The following is a 21126-nucleotide window of genomic DNA, read 5'->3' on the forward strand; positions in this document are numbered from 1 at the left end:
TCGCCTTCAGGCGGGGAGGAATCGGACTCCTGGGGAGCAGGACAGGGGCGGCCGGTTCGCCGATCGAGAAGAGATCACCTGCACAAGGTCACGACACGGCTTGTTCACGAAAACCAAGTGATCGCCGTGGAAGACCTGACCGTCCGCACCATGGTCCAGAACCGGAGTCTGGCCCGCGCCGTCTCCGACGCCTCGTGGCGGGAGTTCCGCTCCATGCTGGAGTACAAGGCGCAGTGGTACGGGCGGAGCGTGGTGGCGGTCGACCGCTGGTTCCCCTCCTCCAAGCTGTGCTCGCAGTGCGGGGCCCTGCGGGAGAAGATGCCGCTGAACGTCCGGGAGTGGACTTGTGCCTGCGGCGCGGTCCATGATCGGGACGTCAACGCGGCCAGGAACGTGCTCGCCGCCGGGCCGGCGGAGAGCTGAAACGCCTGTGGAGCGGGTGTAAGACCTCAACGAGAGTCCTCTCGGACGGGCGACCGGCTGTGAAACAGGAACCCTCACGGGCGACCGTGGGAACCCCCCTCGTTCACCAAGGGGGGATGTCAAGGTGATGTGAGGTCCTCAGCGAGATCCGGGCCTGCCGGATAGCGGGACAGCAAGGGGGATTCGTGCAGCACCAGGGCGATGCCGCCGAGCGCGCCCGCGACCTCGCCGAGCGTCGCCCTGCGCAGGCTCACCCGGTGCCGCGAGACCGGCATGACGTGGTCGTGCAGCGTGCGCTCGATCGGCTCGACCAGCGCCTGGCCGGTCTCGACCAGCTCGCCGCCGACCACGATGACGCTGGGGCCGATCGCGTTGCAGACGGCGGCCAGCACCTCGCCGATCCTGCCGCCCACCCGCTCCAGCACGTCCAGCGCGCTCGGCTCGCCCGCCCTGACCGCCTTGACCAGCTCCGGCACGTCGGCGGCCCTTCCGCCGGTGGCTCGGTAGGCGTCCAGCACGGCCCTTATGGAGGCGACGGTCTCCAGGCAGCCGGTGCCGCCGCAGTCGCAGCGCGCGCCGCCCGGCTCGACCGTGATGTGGCCGAACTCGCCCGACAGCCCGTACGCGCCTCTGTGCAACGACCCGCCGACCACCAGCCCGCCGCCGACACCGTGGGACAGCCGCAGATAGAGCACGTCCTGCCCGCCTGCCGCCGCCCCCCAGATCGCCTCGCCGAGCGCGGCCAGCCTGGTGTTGTTGTCGAGCATCACCGGCACGCCGAACCGCTCCCGCAGCAGCACCTGCACGGGGTGGGGCGGGGTTTCGCCGGATTCCGGCCCGGGTCCTTCGCCTTCGCGGCCCTTGGTTCGTTCCTCACTCAGGCCCTCAGCTGGAAGGCCTTCGACCTGGGCGCCGACGACGCCGACGCCGATCGCGTCTAGCGCGCCCAGCCGCAGCGCGCCCGAGCCGGTGCCGGTGAGGGAGCCGATGAGCCGTTCGGCCAGCTCGACCCGCTGCTCCCACGGCAGGTCGGCGTCGTGCGGCTCGCTGGCCGAGCCGACGATCTCGTGCGCCAGGTTGACGGCCGCGACGTGCAGGCCGCGCCGGGCGAAGTCGATGCCGATGGCCTGGCCGGCGTCGGGGTTGAGGGTCAGCGTCTCGGCCGGTCTGCCCCGGCCGCGCGGGGTCTCCTGCGGGGACGCGGTGACCACGGCGCCGCTCGCCACCAGCTCGGCGAGGATGTCGTAGAGGGTCGTCCTGGACAGGCCGCAACGCTTGCCCAGCTCGCCCCGGCTCAGGGGGCCGTGCTTGCGCAACAGGCCGAGCACGAGCTCTTCGTGCCCGCGCCGGAGTTGCGAAAGGGGGCCACGGGGTGGTGCCATGCGGAGAGTCTGCCGAGGTCCATGGTTTTTCGTCAATAACCCGGAAAAAAACGCGCCCGCGCCGCGATGTGCACTGTGACCTGCGATGACGCGCCTGTAAGGGGTTCCGGCACGCTCGTAACGTTCGCGTAACGGCCGCCGTGAGGCGTCACGCTCGCTCGGCTGCGATGCGGTCCGCCGCCACGCGCCCTGGTGCCGTGGCCCCGGGCCGCCGTGTGGGCGGCCCGGGGAGGTGGGTCAGGCGTTCTTGACGGCCATTTCCCCCAGTTCGGACCAGTCGTCCTGGGCGATGGTGGTGTTGACGATGCGCGGCGTCTCCGCCAGGTGCGGCGGGAGGGTCTGCTGGGCCTGCTTGAAGTGGTCGGACTGGACGTGGGCGGCGCCCGCCTCGTCGTCTCTGAAGGCCTCCACCAGTACGTACTCGTTCGGATCGTCGAGGCTGCGCGACCAGTCGAACCACAGGCAGCCGGGCTCGGCGCGGGTGGCGGCGGTGAAGTCGCGGGTGATGGCCGGCCAGTCGTCGGCGTGCTCGGGCAGGACGCGGAACTTCGCGGTGATGAAGATCATCGAAACCCCTCGATGTGAATCGTCAGGCGGCGTTACGGCACGACGATATCGAGGGAGCATTGTCTTCATCTCATGTAGGAAATGTTGACTTTGCGGGCGGTGCCTCGTAGCTTCGTACGCATGAGTCAGGCCCCGCATCTCACCCTCAGGAACGTGACGCTGGAGGCCGGCGATCCCGCCGCCCCCGTCACGGTGCTGTCGGGCGTCGACCTCGACGTGCCGGGAGGCGAGCTGCTCACGATCGTCGGCCCGAGCGGATGCGGCAAGTCCAGCGTGTTCGCGCTGGTCGCCGGGCTCGTCCGGCCGACCCGCGGGCAGGTGCTCATCGGCGGCGCGCCCGTCACGGGGCCGGCGCTGGAGCGGGGCGTGGTCGTGCAGCAGCACGCGTTGTTCCCGTGGCGCAGCGCGCGGGCCAACGTGGCGTTCGGGCTGGAGGCCGGCGCGGCGCCCAGGCCGGAGCGCGACCGGCGGACACGCGAGCTGCTCGCGCTCGTGGGGCTGGACGGGGTCGCCGGCAAGTATCCATACGAGCTGTCGCCCGCCGACCGGCAGCTCGTCGCGCTCGCCCGCAGCCTCGCCTTCGACCCGGGCGTGCTGCTGCTGGACGAGCCGTTCGCCGGGCTGGACGCGCCGAGCAGGGCCAGGCTGGGCGACGAGCTCGTCCGCGTCTGGCGGGAGACCGGCAAGACCGTGCTGTTCATCACCCATGACCTCGGCGTGGCCGTCCGGCTGGGGCGGCGGGTCGCGGTGATGACGGCGGCGCCCGGCCGGATCAAGGAGATCGTCGACGTGGGCCCGCCGGGAGTCCTCCCGCCGGGCCGGCCGGCGGCGCGGAGCCGGCGGCGCGTATGGAGCCTGCTGCGCGGCGAGGTCGCGGCGGCCAGGGAACGAAGGGTGGCGGCCGCGCATGGCTGACACGGCACGGCTGGACGGGCTGAACGGGCTGGAGGGCGACGTCCACTGGTACGACCTGCCCGACGACGAGGCTGAGGAGGACTGGGTGAGTGAACGACGGGTGCCCGGCGGCCGGCTCCGGGTGATCGCCGCGGTGGTGGGCCGATGAGCGTCGTCGCCCTGGTGGGCAACCCGCGCTCCGGGTCAAGGACGCTGACCGTGGCCGCCGAGGCCGCCAAGGCCGTCGGGCAGCGGCTCGACCGGCTGGGGGCGGCGGACTCGTACGAGGTGATCGACCTGTCGGCGCTCGGCCCGCACCTGCTCAGCCCCGGCGTCTCCACCGGCGTGGAGGTCGCGCTCGAACTGGTCGCCGAGGCGAGCGTGCTGGTCGTGGCCGGCCCCACCTACAAGGGCACCTACACCGGGCTGCTCAAGGCGTTCCTGGACCGGCTGCCGCCGCAGGCGCTGGCCGGCAAGGCGGCGCTGCCGCTGCTGGTCATGGGCGACGCCCGGCACGCGCTCGCGGTCGAGGTGCACCTGCGGCCGCTGCTGGTGGAGCTGGGCGCGACCGTCCCCACGCCGGGCCTCGCCGTCGTCGAGGCGGACCTGCCCCGGCTGGACGAGGTGCTCACCACCTGGTCGGAACGCGTCGCCCCGCAGATCAACGCCACCCTCTGACCGCCCACTTGACGGCCCCGCTTGACGGCCCCGCTTGACGGCCCCGCTTGACGGCGTCGTCCGGCCCGTTCCGGTGGCACGTGGGCTGCTGGGGCGGGCGTTATCTGCCGCTTATACGCTGATATTTGCGCCTTTACAAGATCTTGTCAGCTTAGTTGGCCGGTGATTTCCTCTTGCGAGATGCGCGACGCTGCGCATCCTCAGGCACGCAGGAGGGAAACGTGTCGACCAGGTCCTGGTTACGCAGCTCACTCGTCGTCGTCGCGATGACCGCGGCGACCCTTCCCCTCACCGGAGCGGCACGGGGCGAACCCGCCGCGCAGGCTCCGGAGATCCACGACTTCCAGGCGGAGCTCCACGGCGAACCCGATGTGGACAACCGCCAGGGTCAGGTGCCGCCCCCGGCGTCGGCGGAGCGGCGCGTCGCGGGGTCCGCCGCCGAGGTCCGCTGGAACGCTCTCGGCACCCCCGCCACCATCACCGGCGCGCAGCCCCTGGCGGAAGGGCTCGGCGGCGACCCGGAGAAGGCGGCGCGCGACTACCTCAAGGCCAACGAGCAGCTCTTCGGCCTGTCCGCCGCCTCGATCGACGCGCTGGAGACGGTCGCGGTCAACCCCATCGAGCCCGGCCACGCGGTGCTGCTGCGCCAGCGCTTCGGCGATTTGCCCGCCGGGGTGGACGGGCTGGTCGCGATCGGCGTGACGGACGGCCAGGTCAGGCACGTCACGTCGTCGCTGTCGCGCGAGACGGGCACGCCGCCGGCCGCCGCGATCACCGCGCAGCGGGCCATGGAGATCGCGGCCGAGGACGGCGGCATCGACCTCGCCACGGCCGTCACCAAGCAGGCCACGGAGGTGGCGGTGCCGGCGCCCGGCGGGGTGCACAGCGCGTACCAGGTGGTGCTGATCGGCGGCGCGCAGGGCGCGGAGGCGGCGTACACGACGCACGTGGACGCGGTCACCGGCGCGATCCTGACCCGCGAGAACCTGGTCGACCACCACGCCGACCCGGGAAACCCCGAGTGGTCGGTCTTCCCGTCGAACCCGCGCGACGACTACTCCTCCAAGGACACCCGCCAGAAGTGGTGCGCCGCGCCAGGACCCGGCTGTGACCGGGTGATCGGCGGCGACCCGGCGGCCGGCAAGCCGTGGGACGTCGACCACCTCACGAACGAGCCCACGAACACCAGCGTCGGCAACGCGGCCAGGACGTACGAGAACCGCGCCAGCGGCGACCCGTTCTCCGTCGGCACCCGTACCAACGTGCTCACCCCGGCCAGGGACTACCGCTACCCGTGGAAGAACACCTGGCACAGGGCCAAGTGCGACCCGGCCGTGTTCGACCAGCCGGGCGAGGCCGACCTCGAAGCGGCCATCTCCAACCTGCACGTCGCGCACAACCGCATGCACGACTGGTCCTACCGGCTCGGCTTCACCGAGACGGCCTGGAACATGCAGGCGGACAACGGCGGTCGCGGCGGGCTCGGCGGCGACCCCGAGCAGGGCAACGCGCAGGCGGGCGCGCGGGTGCTGTCCGTACGGGACAACGCCAACCAGATCACCGGCCCCGACGGGGTGGCGCCGATCACCAACATGTACCTGTGGCAGCCGATCGCCGGGTCGTTCTACTCGCCGTGCGTGGACGGCGACTACGACATGTCGGTCATCGCCCACGAGTACACGCACGCCATCTCCGGCCGCATGATCGCCGGCCCGAACTCCGGCTGGAGCGGCGCCCAGGCCGGAGCCATGAACGAGAGCACGTCCGACCTGTTCTCCATGGAGTACCTCAACGAGTACGGCTTCCGCCCCGCCGGCCGCACCCCGTACGTCACGGGCGGCTACGTGACCGGCGACAAGGAACGCGGCATCCGCAACTACGACATGTCGAAGTCGCCGCTCAACTACAGCGACGTGGCGTACGACATCGTCGGCGCGCAGGTGCACGCGGACGGGGAGATCTGGTCGGCGACGCAGTTCGACGTGCGGGCGGCCTTCGTCAAGCGGTACGGCGCGGGCACGGCCAAGCAGCAGCAGGCGTGCGCCGACGGTAAGACGCCGGTCGAGAAGTGCCCGGGCAACCGGCGCTGGGCGCAGCTGTCGTTCGACGCGCTGCTGCTGATGGCCTCGGGCGCGGTCAGCTACGTCGACCACCGTGACGCGCTGCTCGCGGCCGACGCGATCCGGTTCGGCGGCAGGAACCAGGACATCATGTGGCGCGCGTTCGCCGAGCACGGCCTGGGCGAGGGCGCGTCCAGCCGCGGCGCGGGCGACGCCGACCCGACGCCGAGCTTCGTCGACCCGAGGGGCAAGAACGGCTCGCTGAAGCTCAAGCCGCTCGGCGAGGCGAAGGGCGCGGCGCTGCGGCTGTACGTGGGCGACTACGAGGCCCGCGCGGTGCCGGTGGCCGACACCGACCCGGCGACCGAGCTCGGCGACACGGTCACGATGACGCCCGGCGTGTACGACTTCGTCGTCGCGGGCCCCGGCTTCGGTCACCGGCGGCTGACGTACGCGGTCGTGCCCGGCGTCGAGCTGCCGCTCCCGCTGGCCCTGCCGCGCAACCACGCGTCGGCGGCGAGCGGCGCGACGGCCACGGGCGACGGCGTCAACCAGGACAAGCTCATCGACGAGACCGAGGCCACGAACTGGGCCTCGCTCACCGGCGCGCCGGCCGGCAGGTCGGTGGTGGTGGACCTGGCGGGCGACAAGCCGGTCAAGATCAGCCGGGTGCAGGTCAGCGCCATGCTGCGGCCGAACGTCGGCGACCCGGCCGACCCCGGCGCGCAGAACCGCTTCTCCAGCCTGCGCTCCTTCGAGGTGCTGGCGTGCGGCAGGGACTGCGCCGACCCGGCGAGCTTCAAGAAGATCTACACCAGCTCGAAGAGCGCCTTCGACGCCTCGCTGCCGCGCCCGCGCGGCGCCGACATGCTGATCAAGTCGTTCGACGTGCGCGACACCAGCGCGACGCACCTCATGTTGCGCGCCCTCACCACCCAGTGCACCGGCAACCCGCTGTACGCCGGTGAGCAGGACAACGACCCGAACTCCGCGACGGACTGCGCCACGGCCAGCCCGCAGCGGGACCAGGTCAGGGCGGCCGAGCTGCAGGCGTTCTCGCACTGACAGGAAAAGGCCCGCGGTCCCGGCTTCGGGACCGCGGGCCTCGATCTCCTAGTAGATGCGGTACTTCTTGCCGCAGTTGTCGAACTTCCCGGCCCAGCAGGTGAAGGTGTAGACCTTCTTGATGCCCCGGCCGCTCCACGTGCCGACGACCTTGCCGTCCCACGCCTTGTTGAACTTGGTCCAGTGGCCGTTCTGGTAGACCTCGAACCAGACCCAGCCCTTCTTGCCGCCGCGCTTGTCCACGCCGTACCACTTCGTGTAGACCTTGCCGTGCGACTTCCAGGTCTTGCCGAACGTGTACGCCTTGTGGTCGCTGGAGAAGAACTTGCCCCAGGACGTCCCGGTCGAGTGCGCGGTCTGAGTGGCGGCCTGGGCCGGAGCGCTCATCGCGAGGCCGGTGACGGCCATCGAACCGGCGAGAGCGGCGATCGCAAAGGTCTTACGCATTTCGGGTTCCTCCCCCTGGTCGGTGCTGCCGGGGTGCTTCCGGCAAGAGGGACATTACGGAGGACGCACCGCAACAACTGCGCAGGAATCCACACAACGAACGTGATCGGCGTCACACCCCTCAGCGCTTCACCCGCACCCCATCCGCGGCGAACGGGACGTACCCCTGCTTGGCCGTCCTGGCCTGCACGTCCCCGCACGCGCCGAGCACCACGAACCGCGCGCTGGCGTAGTCGATGTCGTGCGGGACGACCTGGCCGTTCTCGTCGATGGTCTGGTACTTCGTCCTGTTGACGCCCATCGAGATCTGGCGCTCGCCGTCCTCGCTGGTCGCCGACTCCGTCGCCATGCCGAACACGCTGCCGCTGTGCCCCCAGAACCGGCCGCACGGCAGGTCGTAGGCGTAGATGCCGAGCCCGTAGTCGAGCAGCCCGCCGGCCACGACCGGCACCGTCTTCTTCATCTCCGCCAGCTCGGCCGGGCCGATCAGCTCGCCGCGCAGCAGCGCGCGGTAGAAGCGGTTGAGGTCGTCCATCGTGGACGTCAGCGCGCCCGCCGTGGTGACCCACGACATGTCGTACACGCTGTAGTCGCGCGGCGGATCGATGAGGCCGAGCATCGACTCGTACGCCTTCGAGTGCGGGCCGGGGATGTGCGGGGTGCGCGGGAACGCCGTGTGCCGCAGGCCCGCCTCGCGGATCACGTGACGGGTGATGTAGTCCTCGGCCTTGGTGCCCGTCACCTTCTCCAGCAGCAGACCGGCCAGCACGTAGTTGGTGTTGGAGTAGACGCCGGGGGTGGCGCCCGGCTCGCCCGTCGGCGGGGCGTCGAGGCCGAACTTCGCCGTCTGCAGCCGGGTCAGCTTCCGGAAGCGGTGGTCGTCGAGGCTCTGCGTCGAGTTCTCGTACAGGGAGGGGAACGCCGGGCCGACCAGGTCGGCGATGTGGCTGGTGTGGTTGAGCAGCATCCGTACGGTGATCTTCTGGCCGCGCTCGCCCGGCACGACGTCCGGCAGGTAGCGGCCGATCGGGGCGTCCAGCTCGATCGTGCCGCGGGCGACCTGCTGCAGCACGGCCACCGCCGTGAACGTCTTGGTGATGCTGCCCACCCGGTGCACCATGTCCGGCTTGACCGGGCGGTTCGTCCGCACGTCGGCCACCCCCGAGGCGCCCCGCCAGCTCTTCGCCCCGTCGCGTACCTCGCCGTACAGGCCGTACATGCCCGCCTCGTGCACGGCGTCGAGCGCCTCGCGCAGCGCCCGCCGGTCGAGCCCCTCGCCCGTGGCGGCCTGCGCCGGGCTCGCGGCGAACAGCACACCGAGCGTCGCCGCCACGGCGGCGGCGCGGCGTCCGGTCTTCTTGGCAAACTGTCGCTTCGTCATGCCGCCAGCATGATCGATTACGCCCCGTCCCGGGCAGATGCCGCTGTCACGACCTCCATATGACAGCCGTCATAGGGGTACGCTGCAATCCCCCACGAGAGGACGAGAGCGGATGCCCCACGCGGCGCGGCCCACGGTCACGCTGCGCGACGTGGCCGCCGCCGCCGGGGTGTCGGTCGCCACCGCCTCCCGCGTGCTCGCAGGCAGCGCCAGGAAGGTCGCCCCCGAGTACGCGGCCCGCGTCCTCGCCGCCGCCGCCGACCTGCGCTACACCGCCGACGCCGCCGCCAGGGCCATGCGCACGGCGAGCGACTCCATCGCGCTCGTGGCCGACGATCTGACCACGCCGTCGATGGGCATGGTGGTGGCCGCGATGGAGCGGGAGGCCAGCACGGCGGGGGCGTTCGTCACGGTGTCCGCCACGATGGGGGACGCCGCGCGGCAGGCGGAGACCGTGCGCGTGCTGCGGTCGCTGCGGCCCCGTGCGCTCGTCGTCACCTCCAACCGGTTCCTCGCGGGGGCGTCCGGCGACCGGCTGGCCGAGGAGCTGCGGTCGTACGAGCGGGACGGCGGCCGGGCCGTCATCTTCGGCGACACCGACTTGCCCTTCGACACGATCGGCTTCGACAACCACGGCTGCGGGCGGCTCGTGGGGGCGTACGCGGCCGGGCTCGGGCACCGGCGGGTGGCGATCCTCGCCGGGTCGCCCGGCCTGCGCAACCTCGCCGACCGTACGGCGGGATGTGTCGCCGGGCTGACCGCCGGCGGCGTCCGCGACATCCTCGTCCTGCCGTGCCAGGTCAGCCGGGACGGCGGCTACGCGGCGGCCCGCGACCTGGTCGCCCGTGGCCTGGACGGGCGGCAGGCCGTGCTGGCGGTCAACGACACCATCGCCATCGGCGCCCTGTCCGGCTTCCGGGCCGCCGGCGTGGACGTCCCCGGGGAGGTGTGCGTGACGGGCGTGGACGACATCCCCCTGGCCCGCGACGTCACCCCGCCCTTGACGACGGTCGCCCTCCCGCTCGCCGAGGCGGGCGCCCAGGCCATCCGCTACGCCCTGACCCCTTCGGACACGGCTAGGCACCTCCGCATGACGGGTCACCTGATCCCTCGCCACTCCACCCGTTCGTGAGGTCCTGTTCAGGTATGGGTGCTCTTGACGCTCATGTGACAGGCGGGGCAGACTGCGGAATACGTTTTCCCACGCGGCGCCGCGCGACCTGACCATCGGACGAAGGAACCCATGTCTCGACAGCAGTACCGGGCCGCGATCATCGGCACCGGAGGGATCGCCCATGCCCACGCCAGGGCCGTGCAGAGCTCCGGAGGACGGGCGGAGCTGGTCGCCGTGGCCGACGTGGACGCAGGCCGGGCCCGCGAGTTCGCCGACAAGTACGGAATCCCCCACGCCTACGCCGGCGCCGACGAGCTGCTGCGCGAGCAGGAGCTGGACGTCGCCCACCTGTGCACCCCGCCCCAGCTGCACGCCCCCATCGCGCTGGCCTGCCTGGAAGCAGGAGTCACGGCCCTGGTGGAGAAGCCGCCGACCCTCTCGCTGGCCGAGTTCGACGCGCTGATCGAGGCGGAGCAGCGTACCGGCGCCCGCGTCGCGACCGTCCTGCAGCACCGCTTCGGCGCCGGAGCGGCCCGGCTGCGCCGCCTGGCCGGGACGGGCGAGCTGGGCCGCCCGCTCGTGGCCACCTGCCTGACCCAGTGGTACCGGGGCGAGGACTACTACGCGGTCCCGTGGCGCGGCACCTGGGAGTCCGAGGGCGGCGGCCCCACCATGGGGCACGGCATCCACCAGTTCGACCTGCTGCTGTCGGTGCTCGGCCCGTGGACCGAGGTCACCGCCATGGCCGCCCGCCAGGCACGTCCCGTCGAGACCGAGGACGTGTCGATGGCGCTGGTGAGGTTCGAGAGCGGCGCCATGGCCACCGTCGTCAACTCGGTGCTGTCGCCGCGCGAGACGTCCGTGCTGCGCTTCGACTACGAGCGCGCCACGATCGAGGTCGAGCACCTCTACGGCTACACCGACGACGACTGGACGGTCACCCCGGCCCCCGCCCACGAGGACGTCAAGTCGCTGTGGGGCGCCGACCGCACCGAGGGATCGAGCGGGCACACCGGCTGGTTCGCGGCCGTGCTCGACGCGCTCGACCAGGGCGAGCAGCCGCCGGTGAGCACCAAGGAAGCCCGCCGCACGATGGAGTTCATCGCCGCGCTCTACGCCTCCGCCTTCACCGGCGAGCGCGTACGGGCCGGGCAGATCACCGCGGACAGCCCGTTCGCCCGCCGCATGGACGGCACCGGCGCCCCCTGGAGGAACCAGTGACTCTGCAGGCCACTCACACCGTCGGAAAGTCGGTCACGGTCGCCGCGGGCGACGCCGAGCTGTTCACCTACGTCTACCGCCCCGACACGCCGGTGCTGGAGTCGCCCAAGCCGTACCTCCACCCGATCCGCACCCTCGGCGGCGCGCTCGTGTCGCTCTACCGGCCGCACGACCACGTGTGGCACAAGGGCATCGCCTGGTCGCTGCCGCACGTCGGCGAGCACAACTTCTGGGGCGGGCCGACGTTCACCGACGGCCGTTACCGCCAGCTCGACAACAACGGCAGCGCCGTCCACCGCGAGATGACGAACCTCACCGCCGACGGCGGCCGGGTCGCGATCGGGCACGCGCTCGACTGGACGTCCCAGGCCGGCGCGCCCGTCATCGAGGAGCGGCGCGCGCTCGGCGCGTCCGTCGTGGACGACGGCGCGTGGGCGCTGGTCTTCGAGACCGTCATGACGAACGTGTCGGGCGCCACCCTCGACTTCGGCTCCCCGACCACCAAGGGCCGCGAGAACGCCGGCTACGGCGGCCTGTTCTGGCGCGGGCCCCGCTCGTTCACCGGCGGCCTCATCCAGTCGCCCGCCGGGGCGGGCGGCGACGAACTGCGCGGCATGCGCGCCGAGTGGTTCGGCTTCCGCGGCCGGCACGACGAGACCGGCGAGCACTCCACGATCGTCATGGTCGACGACACCGCCAACCCGCAGCACCCGCCGCAGTGGTTCGCCCGCACCGAGATGTTCGCGTGCCTGTGCCCCGCGCCGTTCTTCAGCGAGGAGGTGCCGCTGCCCGACGGGCAGAGCCTGAGCTTCCGGTACGCGGTCGTCATCGCCGACGGTGACCGGGGCGAGGACGGCACGGCCAAGCTCGCCGAGCTGGGGAGGGAGGCGCTGCGATGACCGCCGTTCCCGGGGCGTTCCCCGGCGGCACGTCCGTCAGCCGGCTGTCGGTCTACTCGGGCAACGCCTGCGCCGACGGCCTGGAGGGCGGCACGCCGCACCTGCACACGGCCTCGACGGAGGCGTACGTGGTGATCGGCGGGCAGGGCGCCCTCCAGACGCTCGACGCCGGCGGGCTGCGCGAGACCGAGCTGCTGCCCGGCACCACCGTGTGGTTCACGCCCGGCACCATCCACCGCGCCGTCAACAGGGGCGGGCTCGAGGTGGTGGTCGTCATGTCCAACGCGGGGCTGCCCGAGGCGGGGGACGCGGTCATGACGTTCCCGCCGGACGTCGTCGCCGACCCCGCCCGCTACCGCGCCGCCGCCACCCTCCCCTCCGCCGATGTGGAGGAAGCGGTGCGGCGGCGCAGGGAGCTGGCCGTCGAAGGCTTCTCGCGGCTCGTGGACGGCGGGCCGGGCGCGCTGCGCGCCTTCTACGACAGCGCGGTCGCGCTCGTACGTGACCGGGTGGGGGAGTGGCGGGGCATCTGGGAGCGTACGGTCGCCGAGGAGACCCGCCGCACCTCCGCCGTGCTCGACGCCCTCGAACGCGGCGACGGCGGCCACCTGCTGGACGCGGCGCTCATGGAGTCGCCCACCGAGGAGCGCTGGGGCATGTGCGGCCACCTCCGCGCCCACGACGTCACCAACCCCATCCTCCACACCCCGACCTGACCAGGGACGATGACCGGCACGGGCGGACCGCCTGACGGGGCGCGGGGAGCAGGCGGGCCGGCGACCCTGCACGATGTCGCGCGGGAGGCGGGCGTGTCCGTGGCCACCGCCTCCCGGGCGCTCAACGGCAGCGCCCGCCACGTCAGGGCGGAGAACGTCGCCCGCGTGCGCGCCGCCGCCGACCGGCTCGGCTACCGGCCGCACCTGTCGGCCCAGGCCATCGCGAAGGGCTCGACCGGGACCGTCGCGCTGGTGGTGCGCGACGTGGCCGACCCGTACTTCTCCGCCATCGCCGCGGGCGTGGCCGCCGAGGCCGAGGCCGCGGGGCTGATCCTCACGATGGCGGTGGCCGGCGGCTCACCGGAACGCGAGCTGCAGATCGTCAGGACGCTCAGGGGCCGCCGCCCGCGCGTCGTCATCGTGACCGGCAGCCGCATCGACGGGGCGGGCACCAGGGACGCGCTGGTGGAGGAGCTGGAGGCGTACCGGACGGCGGGCGGCGGGGTCGTCATGATCAGCCAGCGCGACCTGCCGTACCCGACCGTGACCATCGACAACGGGGGCGGCGCGGCGGACCTCGCCCGCGCCCTGCTCGGCGCCGGCTACCGCCGCTTCGCCGTCCTGCACGCCCCCGCCGCGCTGCGCACCTCCCGCGAGCGGCACGAGGGCTTCCTGGCCGGGCTGGCGGGCTCAGGCGTGCCCGAGCCGCTCGCCGTCGAGACCGGCTTCACCAGGGACGGCGGCTACGCGGCGGCACGACGGCTGGCCGAGCGGGCGGGGGACGTGGACGCGGTGTTCGCGGTCAACGACGTGATGGCGATCGGCGCGATGACCGGGCTGCGCGACGCCGGGCTGCGGCCGGGGACGGACATCGGGGTGGCCGGCTTCGACGACATCGCACCCGCCGTGGACGTCGTCCCCGCCCTGACCTCGGTCGCGGTCCCGCTCCGCGAGGCAGGCGCCGCCGCCGTCCGCCTCGCCCTGTCGAACGACGCCACCCCTCCCAGCCTCACCACGACCGTCATCCTCCGCGCCAGCACCCCACCCCGACGGCGTCCGGCAGAATCGCGCCCATGGGCTACGACGAGCTGATCGACGAGGCACTGACCACCGACTTCGAAGGCTGGGACTTCAGCGCGCTGAAAGGCCGGATCACGTACGAGGGCACCTTGCCCTGGGACTACGAGCAACTCGTCCGCGACCGCCTCCCCACCACGAAGGCCCTGCTCGACCTGGGCACCGGCGGCGGCGAACTGCTCGCCTCCCTGGCCCCGCTCCCGCACGGAACCGCCGCGACCGAGCGCCACGCCCCCAACCTCCCGGTCGCGAGGAGAAGGCTGGCACCCCTGGGCGTAGAGGTCACGGACACCACGGCGACCTTCCCTGACGCCTCGTTCGACCTGATCACCAGCCGCCACGAGGCGTACGACCCGCACGAGATCCGCCGCCTCCTGACCCCGGGCGGCACCTTCCTCACCCAGCAGGTGGCCGGCCGCGACCTGGAGGAGCTCAACACAGCACTGAAAGCCCCACCTCACGACAACGCCACCTGGAGCCTGCCCGAAGCGACGAACGGCCTGCGGGACGCGGGCCTGGACGTCATCTGGAGCGCCGAAGCCACCTCCACCACCACGTTCCACGACATAGGCGCCCTCGTCCTGTTCCTCCGCATGGTCCCGTGGCAGATCCCCGCCTTCGACGTCCAGACGTACGCCCCGCACCTCCGCACCCTCCACGAGTCCCGAGCCCCCCTGAAAGCCACCGCCCACCGCTTCGCCCTCCTCGCTAGCACCGGCCCATAAGATCGGCACCATCCACTGATGCGGGCCGGGGAGGGAGGGCGCGGTGGCTGCGGTGACCCGGCCGAAGGTCTGCCGACTCTCGCTGAGCGAACTGGTGGACCTCGCGCGGCGCGGCCGGATCCGGATCCCCGCCTCCCCGGCTTCCCGCCAGGGCGGAGCAGGTCGTCGAGACCGGGCGTGACCACCGGATCCCCCTGTACGTCGTGACGGGCCAGGACGACCGCCCCGTCCGGGAGATCTACGCCCGGATCAACACCCCGGGGACGAGGCCATCACGTCCGGCGACTTCCGCAGCCTCGCGCGGCGGGCGGGGCTCGACGGGTGGCGGGCGTCGTACGGGACACCGTGATCGCGCCGGCCGAGTCGTGGTCGCAGACCAAGGCAGAGGCGGACGTTCCCGCGTTCGTGGCCTCCCACATCGAGGGGCGGCTGCGGACGCTGCCCCTCGTGGCTGAGACGCGGCAGGGTTCCTGAGCCGGACGTTTCCACATTCTTTGAAGGGAGGTCGGCGGCCCCGGGGCGTGGCCTAGTGTGTCCGCGGATACGTATGCGGACGAAGCTCGCGGGATGTGAATCGGTGGCCGTTCGGTGGGGGAGCGCGGCGGGGCGGCGGGCGGCGGGGATCGTCGCGGCCGTGCTGGCAGCCGCGCTGGTGGGAGTGGGCCTGTTCCTGGGCACGGGCGTCTCGAGCGCCCGCCCGAAGCTGGCCGACGTGGGCGCCTGGCTGGCCAGCGCGCTCAACGGTGAGGTGGTGCACGCCAACGGCCTGTCCGGGCAGCTGGACGGCCGGGTGGACCTGGCCTCCGCCGAGGGGCAGGCGCTGAAGGTCGTGCAGGACGGCGACAACGTGCTGGTCATGGACGAGTCCACCGGCCAGGTCAGCCGCATCGACCCCACCCAGCTCGAAGTGGCGCAGACGGGCAAGCTGGGCGCGGGCGGCATGCAGATCGTGATGGGCGCCGGCAAGGCGTACGGGATCGACCCGCGCGGCGGCACCGTGCAGCAGCTCGACCCGCTGACCGTGGACACCGTCGGCGCCCCGATCACGCTGCAGCCGCCGCTCGGGCAGGCCGGGCTGGACAAGAACGGCACACTGTGGGTGCCCGTGCCAGAAGAGGGCACGCTCGTGCAGATCAACGGCGCCCAGCAGGGCAAGGCGGTGACGGTCGGAGAGCCGGGCGACCCGCTCACGCTGACGATCGCGAACGGCGTCCCGCTGGTCACCAACTCCGCCGCCGCCACCGCCATGGTGATCGGCGGCACCGGCACCCGGCTGCAGGTCAGCCTGCCCAGCACGGTCACCGGCGCGGGCAGCGCCGGCCTGCTGGTGCCCGCCGTCGCCGAGAGCCAGGTGGTGCCGATCCTCGCGCCGAAGCAGGGCGCGCTCGTCCTCGTGGACACCGCCACCGGCGCCCTCACCACCGTCGCCGTCAAGGGCGGCAAGCTGGGCGCGCCGCAGGCGCTCGGGCGGCGCGTCTACATCGCCGACGAGAGCGCGGGCAAGCTCATCGTGTACGACACGGTGGCCAAGCGGTTCGAGGCCGACAAGGTCGTGACGGGCAAGGCGGGGCCGCTTGAGGTGTTCGTCAAGGACGGGCTGCTCTGGGTGAACGACCAGTTCAGCGAGGCCGCCCTGGTCATCGAGGAGGACGGCAGGGGACACCGGGTCGGCAAGTACGACGAGGCGCTCGGCCAGAAGGACAGCCCGACGCCGCTGCCGATCCCGACGTACACGCCGACCGTGGTGCAGCCGACGACCGTGACCAGGCCGACCGCCACCACGACGGTGCCGGCGAAGACGAAGACGGCCGTGCCGACGGTGACGGTCACCGCGACCCCCACGCCCACCCCCACTCCCACTCCCACGAAGACTCCCACCCCGACCCCGACCCCGACCCCGACGCCGACCGTCACCCCCGACCCGCCCGGCGCGGTCACCGCGAACTCCGGCCCCGGCTGGATGGAGGTCGTCTTCACGCCGTCGGCCAAGGGCGACGTGACGGGGTACACGCTCAAGGGCGCCCCCGGCGGCGCCGACGTCACGCCGTCGAAGGTGCGGCCGGACGGGCCGTTCCAGTTCCGGGTGACGGGCGGGCGGTGCGACCAGGAGTACTCGTTCCGCGTCGTCGCCGAGTACGCCGGCGGCGAGGTGGAGTCGGCCCCGTCCATCCCGGTACGTCCCTGCGTCGCCCCCGGCAAGCCCGCGTCGTTCACCGCCAAGGGCAAGAACCACGGGGCCGACCTCACCTGGGCGGCTCCCGACAACGCGGCGGACGGCGTCACGTACACGCTGGAAGGCCCCGGTCAGCACCCCGCCCAGCCCGAGGGCACGAGCGCCGAGGTGACCGGGCTCAAGAACGGCCAGTCCTACACCTGGACGCTGCGCGCCAGGAACGAGGCGGGCGAGAGCCAGGAACGCGCCGAGGCCACCGCCGAGCTGCGCCCGCCGTCCGCGCAGTTCAAGAACGCCAACAACAACGACACCAACACGCTCATCCGCTCGGCGCCCGGCGGCGGCGAGGCGGGCAAGATCCCCAAGGGGGAGTACATCACGCTCACCGTGCTCTGCCAGCAGAAGGGCCCGGCCTACACCGACCAGTACACGGGCCAGAGCAGCGACGTCTGGAACAAGATCGAATCGCCCCGGGGCAACGGCTGGCTCAACGACGTGCTCGTCGACACCCCGAAGGGGGGCTTCCCGGCCGCCCCGCTCTGGGAGTGCGAATGATCACTCGCGCGGGGTGGGGGCTGGCCGTGGCGTCCGTGCTGGTCTATGCGGCCGGGGCGTCGCTCGGCTACTCCCAGGCGGCGGTGCTGGCCGTGGCCGGGCTGGCCGCCGTCGGCGCCGGCGCGCTGTGGACGCTCAGAGGCGCCCGGCTGGAGGTGCGGCGCGAGGTGACGCCGGTCAAGGTGGCGCGCGGTGAGCCGGCCGTGGCCGTCCTGCACGTGCGCAACGCCGGGCGGTGGCGGCACTCCGGGCTGGTGGCGCGCGACACGTGCCGCGAGACCACGGTGACGGTCGAGGTGCCGTCGGTGGGCAGGCGGGCGGCGCGGACGGTGTCGTACCGGCTGCCCACCCGCCGGCGCGGGCGCACACCGGTGGGGCCGCTGCTGCTCGACCGGGCCGACCCGTTCGGGCTGGCGCGGCGCTCCATCGCGTACGGGCGGGCCGACCTGCTGCTCGTCCGGCCCCGCACCGTGCCGCTCGGGCCGCTGCGCTCCGGGCGGCAACGGCACCTCGACGGGCTCGCCTCCCGCTCCGCGCCGTCCGGCGCGAGCAGCTTCAACGGCCTGCGCGAGTACGTCGTCGGCGACGACCTGCGGCACGTCCACTGGCGCTCGACCGCCAGGACCGGCGTGCTCATGGTCAAGGAGCTGACCGACGTCAACCTGCCGGACACCGTGGTCGTCCTCGACACCCGGAGCTCGTCGTACGAGGGGGACGACGAGTTCGAGCTGGCCGTGGACGTCGCGGCGTCGGCGGCCTGCGCCGTCACCCGGGACCGGTTCCCCGTGCGGGTGCTCACCGGGGAGGGCGAGCTGGTGCACGCCAAGGGCGGTCCTGGCGAGGACGAGGAGGTCCTGGACCGGCTCGCGCTCGTCGAACGCTCGGACCGGGCCGAACCGCCGCTGCACGCGCTCCGCCACGCGGGGGCGGGCGGAGCGCTGGTGCTGATCAGCGGCGGCTATGGGGCCCTGGCCGACGCGGCAGCCGTCCGCCGCCGCTTCGGCCAGGCCCTGTTCGTTCACGTCGGCCCACCAGAGGCCGGCGCGCCACGGGCCGCGGGGGTCACCGTCATCGAAGCGACGGACTTGGACGAACTGGCGGCAGCATGGCCACGCTGACCCCCCACGGCACACCCCCAAGCGACCCACCCCACAACGCCTCAACCCCCGGCCACCCCGCCGCCCCGCCCCCCGCACGAGCGCCGGGCCAGGCCACCGGGCCCGCGACCACCGGGCCCGCGACCACCCACAGTGGGGCGGCGGCCGGGCAAGATCCCGGCCTCTTGGCCGGTCACGGCGGCGTGGCGCCGGGTCACTCTGCCGGCCCGGCTGTGGGCCACTCTGCTGGGTCGGCTCTGGGCCACCCGGGTGGTCCGAGGGTTGGCCACCCCGCCGGCTCGGGTCCCGAGCCCGCCTCCGGCCTCACCCCCACCCCTGCTCAAGGGACCCCCACCCCTGCTCAAGGGACCCCCACCCCTGCTCAAGGGACGCGGCGCGTCGGGGGGCGTGCGCACGGTCGGGGTGGTGCGGCATCCCAGGCCGTTGACAGTTCTCGGGTGCTGGCGCGGGATCAGCAGCAGGAGCCGTTGGGGCGGCGGGTGGCCGCCGTGGTCGTGGCCGGGTTGCTGGTGGCGTGTGCGGGGTTGGCGTTCGACGGGGTGTTCGCCTTGGAGGCGTTGCTGCCCGTCGTCGGGTTGGCCGTCGCAGGGCCTTGTGTGCTGGCGCTCGCGTTGTCGGGCCGGCTGCCGTTGTGGGGGACGGTGCCGGTCGGCGTGCTGGGGTGGCTGACGGTGGTGTCGGCCACGGTGTTCAGGGAGCAGGCGTGGCTCGGGTTCCTCCCCGGCCCCGGAGCCGTAAGGGCGGCGCTGCTGGGCGTGCGCGACGCGGGCGGGTGGCTGTTGACCACCATCCTGCCCGCCGCCCCGGGCAGCCCCGCGATCGTGCTGGTCAGCTTCCTGGTCTGGACGGCGACCACCGTGGCGGCCGAGCTGGCGCTGCGCCGCCGTACCCCGATGCTGCCCGCCGTGGCGGCGCTGCCGGTGTTCGGGGCGGCCGTCGTGCTCGGGGTGGCGGGGGGCGGGACGGTGCTGCCTTACGCGGCCGCGTTCGCCGGGCTCGTGCTGCTGCTCGGGCTGGTCAGGACCGGCAGGTCGCCGCTCGCGGTGGCGGCCGGGGTGCCGCTGCTGGCCGGGCTGGTGGCAGCCGCGGCAGTCGTCGCGCCGGTGCTGCCCCTCGCCGGGAGGCCCTTCGACGTACGGACCCTCGTCGAGCAGCCCCCACCCCAGCCGATCAAAGGCGTGAGCGCCCTCGACCAGGTGTCGGCCTGGCTGCAGAATCCGCGGCGCGAGCTGTTCACGGTCCGCACCACGTCCGAGGCGAACCTGCGCCTGGCTGTCCTCGACCGGTTCGACGGCGTGAACTGGACGTCCAGCGCCGGTTTCCTCCCCACCGGCGGACGCGTCCCCGGCGCGGACGACGCCGCGCGCGACACCGTGGAGCAGCGGTTCACCGTGCAGAAGCTGCCGGGGCCCTGGCTGCCCGCCGCCGACCGGCCACTCGCGGCGACCGGTACGGGCCTCGTGGTCGACCCCGGCACCGGCATGCTGGCCAGCACGCGGGCGCGGGAGGGGCTGACGTACCAGGTGACATCAGGAGTCCGGACATATCCGGCGGCGGAGCTGCGACAGGCGTCACCCGCCGACGACCCCGAACAGCGGCGGCTGCCCGACGGCCCCGACGGCCGCACCCCGCCCCAGCGCGCCCGCCTCGGCGAGATCGCCCGCCGCGCCACCGCCGGCGCCCGCAGCCCGAGCCAGCAGGCCGCCAAACTGGCCGCCTACCTGCGCAAACTCGCCGTGAATGACGTCAACGCGCCACCCGGGCACGGCTACCGCAGCATCGAGTTCTTCCTGACCGAGTCGAAGCGGGGGACGACCGAGCAGTTCGCGGCGTCGTTCGCGCTGCTGGGGCGGGCGATCGGGCTGCCGACCAGGATCGTCGTCGGGTTCCGTCCGGGGAAGGAGCGGGGCGGCGTCCGGCAGGTGCGCGGCGGGGACGTGCTGGCGTGGGCCGAGGTCGAGTTCGACGGCATCGGGTGGGTGCCGTTCTATCCGACGCCGTCCCGTACGCGCTCCGGCGAGGGCGGGGACGTCGCCGAGGGCGCGCCCAAGCAGGCGAAGGAGATCGAGCAGGCCATCAACGAGGACGCCACCCCGCCCAAGCCCACCAAGACCCCCACCAAGCGCCCCACCCCACCTTCGACCTCCGACAAGGACGCCTCGATCGGACCGTGGGTGTGGGCTACGGTGGCCGGCGGCTTGGCGGCGGCCTATGTGCTCGCCGCCGCCCTCGTCCCTCTGGTACGCCGGACGCGCCGCCGCCGCGCCGTCGCACCGGCCGCCCGCGTCATCGGAGCCTGGCAGCAGACCCTGACCCGCCTCCGCACCGCCGGCCTCCCCGTCACGTCGGGGACGCTGACGGCGGGCGAGGTGGCCTCCCTGGCCGAACGCTCCCTGGACCCCGCCGCCCGCGCGCCCCTCACGTCCCTCGTCGCCCTCGCCAATGCGGCCACCTTCGGCGACACCCCCGTGAACGCGGACGACGCCGACCTCGCCTGGCAGCACCACACGACGGTGGACACCCTGGTCAGGCAGAGGGTGAGCCTCCTGCGCCGGGCCGCCGGCCGGCTGTCACCCCTGTCACTGATCGGCTGAGGCCGGCCCCGGCGGCCGGGCCGGTCGGTTGGAGGCG

General features: G+C 73.1%; 18 protein-coding genes and 1 pseudogene. 15 read left to right on the forward strand and 4 right to left on the reverse strand.

Features of this window, described 5'->3' with window-relative positions; genetic code table 11:
- Positions 1–66: 66 nt before the first annotated feature.
- Positions 67–551, forward strand: a pseudogene (locus AB0K28_RS14065) (RNA-guided endonuclease TnpB family protein); the annotation flags it as partial.
- Here the strand turns inward: AB0K28_RS14065 and AB0K28_RS14070 are convergent.
- Together AB0K28_RS14070 and AB0K28_RS14075 are read right to left on the reverse strand one after the other, a co-directional pair.
- Entirely contained in the window at positions 543–1805 is a 1263-nt protein-coding gene (locus AB0K28_RS14070) for an ROK family protein (protein WP_364369162.1), read from the reverse strand. The pseudogene AB0K28_RS14065 and the gene AB0K28_RS14070 overlap by 9 nt on opposite strands.
- A 237-nt stretch (positions 1806–2042) precedes the next feature.
- Positions 2043–2372 carry a putative quinol monooxygenase gene (locus AB0K28_RS14075; protein ID WP_345399760.1) on the reverse strand — a complete coding sequence of 110 codons (330 nt, stop codon included), beginning with the start codon at positions 2370–2372 and terminating at the stop codon, positions 2043–2045.
- A gap of 120 nt (positions 2373–2492) precedes the next feature.
- Here AB0K28_RS14075 and AB0K28_RS14080 point away from each other — a divergent pair, with 120 nt between their 5' ends.
- From AB0K28_RS14080 to AB0K28_RS14095, 4 genes are all read left to right on the forward strand, one after another.
- Entirely contained in the window at positions 2493–3287 is a 795-nt protein-coding gene (locus tag AB0K28_RS14080; protein WP_364369165.1) for an ABC transporter ATP-binding protein, read from the forward strand.
- Complete coding sequence (locus AB0K28_RS14085) at positions 3280–3435, forward strand: hypothetical protein (protein WP_345399766.1); 156 nt, start codon at positions 3280–3282, stop codon at positions 3433–3435. Before AB0K28_RS14080 ends, AB0K28_RS14085 begins: the two co-directional genes overlap by 8 nt.
- Positions 3432–3944 (forward strand): NAD(P)H-dependent oxidoreductase, encoded by a 513-nt coding sequence (locus AB0K28_RS14090; protein ID WP_364369168.1) that lies wholly within the window; start codon positions 3432–3434, stop codon positions 3942–3944. Before AB0K28_RS14085 ends, AB0K28_RS14090 begins: the two co-directional genes overlap by 4 nt.
- Before the next feature lie 221 nt (positions 3945–4165).
- Complete coding sequence (locus AB0K28_RS14095) at positions 4166–7069, forward strand: M36 family metallopeptidase (RefSeq protein ID WP_364369171.1); 2904 nt, start codon at positions 4166–4168, stop codon at positions 7067–7069.
- A gap of 48 nt (positions 7070–7117) precedes the next feature.
- Here AB0K28_RS14095 and AB0K28_RS14100 read toward each other — a convergent pair whose 3' ends face one another.
- The gene (locus tag AB0K28_RS14100) at positions 7118–7516 is read right to left on the reverse strand and encodes a hypothetical protein (protein WP_345399778.1); all 399 of its coding nucleotides are present in this window, start codon (positions 7514–7516) and stop codon (positions 7118–7120) included.
- Between the two features lie 121 nt (positions 7517–7637).
- Positions 7638–8897: a serine hydrolase domain-containing protein gene (locus tag AB0K28_RS14105; RefSeq protein WP_364369174.1), complete on the reverse strand. Its 1260-nt coding sequence runs from the start codon at positions 8895–8897 to the stop codon at positions 7638–7640.
- Positions 8898–9009: 112 nt separating this feature from the next.
- Here AB0K28_RS14105 and AB0K28_RS14110 point away from each other — a divergent pair, with 112 nt between their 5' ends.
- The 10 genes from AB0K28_RS14110 to AB0K28_RS14155 all read left to right on the forward strand — a co-directional run bounded on the left by AB0K28_RS14110 (position 9010) and on the right by AB0K28_RS14155 (position 21089).
- A complete protein-coding gene (locus AB0K28_RS14110) occupies positions 9010–10029 on the forward strand; it encodes a LacI family DNA-binding transcriptional regulator (RefSeq protein WP_364369177.1) in 1020 nt (339 codons plus the stop codon).
- A 111-nt stretch (positions 10030–10140) separates the two neighbouring features.
- The gene (locus AB0K28_RS14115) at positions 10141–11232 is read left to right on the forward strand and encodes a Gfo/Idh/MocA family oxidoreductase (protein WP_364369180.1); all 1092 of its coding nucleotides are present in this window, start codon (positions 10141–10143) and stop codon (positions 11230–11232) included.
- Positions 11229–12131 (forward strand): PmoA family protein, encoded by a 903-nt coding sequence (locus AB0K28_RS14120; RefSeq protein WP_364369183.1) that lies wholly within the window; start codon positions 11229–11231, stop codon positions 12129–12131. Before AB0K28_RS14115 ends, AB0K28_RS14120 begins: the two co-directional genes overlap by 4 nt.
- Positions 12128–12847, forward strand: coding sequence for a cupin domain-containing protein (locus tag AB0K28_RS14125; protein ID WP_364369186.1), 720 nt, complete (start codon positions 12128–12130; stop codon positions 12845–12847). Before AB0K28_RS14120 ends, AB0K28_RS14125 begins: the two co-directional genes overlap by 4 nt.
- Positions 12848–12856: 9 nt before the next feature.
- Positions 12857–13939: a LacI family DNA-binding transcriptional regulator gene (locus AB0K28_RS14130; protein WP_345399787.1), complete on the forward strand. Its 1083-nt coding sequence runs from the start codon at positions 12857–12859 to the stop codon at positions 13937–13939.
- Positions 13921–14649, forward strand: coding sequence for a class I SAM-dependent methyltransferase (locus AB0K28_RS14135; protein ID WP_364369190.1), 729 nt, complete (start codon positions 13921–13923; stop codon positions 14647–14649). The genes AB0K28_RS14130 and AB0K28_RS14135 overlap by 19 nt, the downstream gene beginning before the upstream one ends.
- 321 nt (positions 14650–14970) lie before the next feature.
- Complete coding sequence (locus AB0K28_RS14140) at positions 14971–15123, forward strand: hypothetical protein (protein WP_364369193.1); 153 nt, start codon at positions 14971–14973, stop codon at positions 15121–15123.
- A gap of 103 nt (positions 15124–15226) precedes the next feature.
- A complete protein-coding gene (locus AB0K28_RS14145; protein ID WP_364369196.1) occupies positions 15227–17377 on the forward strand; it encodes a hypothetical protein in 2151 nt (716 codons plus the stop codon).
- Complete coding sequence (locus AB0K28_RS14150; RefSeq protein ID WP_364369199.1) at positions 17374–18495, forward strand: DUF58 domain-containing protein; 1122 nt, start codon at positions 17374–17376, stop codon at positions 18493–18495. Before AB0K28_RS14145 ends, AB0K28_RS14150 begins: the two co-directional genes overlap by 4 nt.
- Before the next feature lie 437 nt (positions 18496–18932).
- Positions 18933–21089, forward strand: coding sequence for a transglutaminaseTgpA domain-containing protein (locus AB0K28_RS14155; protein ID WP_364369202.1), 2157 nt, complete (start codon positions 18933–18935; stop codon positions 21087–21089).
- Positions 21090–21126: the final 37 nt, after the last annotated feature.

The sequence above is a fragment of the Nonomuraea sp. NPDC049504 genome (assembly GCF_040676845.1).
GTDB lineage: Bacteria > Actinomycetota > Actinomycetes > Streptosporangiales > Streptosporangiaceae > Nonomuraea > Nonomuraea salmonea.

Coding starts and splice junctions, on each gene's coding strand:
- AB0K28_RS14150 (WP_364369199.1), top strand. CDS start 17,374: ATGATCACTCGCGCGGGGTGGGGGCTGGCCGTGGCGTCCGTGCTGGTC.
- AB0K28_RS14085 (WP_345399766.1), top strand. CDS start 3,280: ATGGCTGACACGGCACGGCTGGACGGGCTGAACGGGCTGGAGGGCGAC.
- AB0K28_RS14125 (WP_364369186.1), top strand. CDS start 12,128: ATGACCGCCGTTCCCGGGGCGTTCCCCGGCGGCACGTCCGTCAGCCGG.
- AB0K28_RS14130 (WP_345399787.1), top strand. CDS start 12,857: ATGACCGGCACGGGCGGACCGCCTGACGGGGCGCGGGGAGCAGGCGGG.
- AB0K28_RS14075 (WP_345399760.1), bottom strand. CDS start 2,372: ATGATCTTCATCACCGCGAAGTTCCGCGTCCTGCCCGAGCACGCCGAC.
- AB0K28_RS14090 (WP_364369168.1), top strand. CDS start 3,432: ATGAGCGTCGTCGCCCTGGTGGGCAACCCGCGCTCCGGGTCAAGGACG.
- AB0K28_RS14135 (WP_364369190.1), top strand. CDS start 13,921: ATGGGCTACGACGAGCTGATCGACGAGGCACTGACCACCGACTTCGAA.
- AB0K28_RS14115 (WP_364369180.1), top strand. CDS start 10,141: ATGTCTCGACAGCAGTACCGGGCCGCGATCATCGGCACCGGAGGGATC.
- AB0K28_RS14100 (WP_345399778.1), bottom strand. CDS start 7,516: ATGCGTAAGACCTTTGCGATCGCCGCTCTCGCCGGTTCGATGGCCGTC.
- AB0K28_RS14110 (WP_364369177.1), top strand. CDS start 9,010: ATGCCCCACGCGGCGCGGCCCACGGTCACGCTGCGCGACGTGGCCGCC.
- AB0K28_RS14070 (WP_364369162.1), bottom strand. CDS start 1,805: ATGGCACCACCCCGTGGCCCCCTTTCGCAACTCCGGCGCGGGCACGAA.
- AB0K28_RS14080 (WP_364369165.1), top strand. CDS start 2,493: ATGAGTCAGGCCCCGCATCTCACCCTCAGGAACGTGACGCTGGAGGCC.
- AB0K28_RS14105 (WP_364369174.1), bottom strand. CDS start 8,897: ATGACGAAGCGACAGTTTGCCAAGAAGACCGGACGCCGCGCCGCCGCC.